At 67.6% G+C, this 1,066-nt stretch carries 1 protein-coding gene; it reads left to right on the top strand.

Translation table 11 applies throughout. From position 1 onward, the window contains the following. The first annotated feature begins 33 nt into the window (after window positions 1-33). Window positions 34-1,059, top strand: a complete 1,026-nt coding sequence (locus ACPXBU_RS34805) for an IS30 family transposase (RefSeq protein ID WP_425761396.1) — start codon at window positions 34-36, stop codon at window positions 1,057-1,059. Window positions 1,060-1,066 lie beyond the last annotated feature (7 nt).

The following is a 1,066-nucleotide window of genomic DNA, read 5'->3' as shown; positions in this document are numbered from 1 at the left end:
CAACACCCTTCCGTGATCTTCGTTGGGGTGGTTATGGCGTCGAGGTTGAGCCCGCTGGAGCGGGAGCAGATCGGGTTGGGTCGGGCTGCGGGTGAGTCGTTGCGGTCGATCGCGGAAAGGTTGGCGCGGTCGGCGTCGACGATCTCGCGGGAGGTAGGTCGGTTCGAGCGCTATGGGCAGCGGTATCAGCCGTTGATGGCGCAGTGGGCGTCGTTTCTGCGGCATAACCGGTCCGGGCGGGTGCCGCGGTTGGCTGTTGACGGGCCGTTGCGTCAGATGGTGCTGGATATGCTGCGACGACGTCGTTCGCCGCAGCAGATCAGTGCTCGGCTGCGGGTGCAGTTCCCGGACACGCCGGAGATGTGGGTGTCGCACGAGACGATTTACCAGGCGATCTACCTGCAGGCGCGGGGCAATCTGCGTGCGGAGTTGACGCGGCAGGTGGCGTTGCGATCGGGGCGGGCCGCTCGCCGTCGTCGGGCGGCAAGCGCTGGGGCGGTGCGTTCGGCTCGGCCCTGGGTGAACCTGCGTATCGCTGACCGGCCGGCCGAGGTCGCTGACCGGGCCGTGCCCGGGCACTGGGAGGGTGACCTGCTCGAAGGGGTCCGTCGGGGTGGGCGCGGTGGTTCCGCGATCGCCACCTTGGTGGAACGCGCTACCCGGTTCGTGATCCTGGTCGGGCTGCCTGAGGGCAAGGTCTCCGGACACGTCGTGTCCCAGCTGGCCGCCGCGATGACCTGGCTCCCGCAGCGGTTGAGGGCCTCGCTGACCTGGGACCAGGGCGTCGAGATGGCCCGGCACCGTGACTTCACCATCGCCACCGACTGCCCGGTCTACTTCTGCGACCCCCACAGCCCCTGGCAACGCGGCAGCAACGAAAACACCAACGGGCTACTGCGCCAGTACTTCCCCAAAGGCAAATTCGACTTCACCACCATCGACCAAGCCGGCCTTAACCACGTCGCCGACGAACTCAACGACCGCCCCCGCATGACCCTGGGCTGGGCCACCCCAGGTGAGAAGATGACCCAGCTCCTCGGTGTTGCAACCACCGGTTGAGCCCGCC

Source organism: Micromonospora sp. DT231 (genome assembly GCF_049847025.1).
Classification (GTDB): domain Bacteria; phylum Actinomycetota; class Actinomycetes; order Mycobacteriales; family Micromonosporaceae; genus Micromonospora.
Note: the sequence above shows the minus strand (reverse complement) of the source record. Positions and strands in the feature narration are given on the sequence as shown.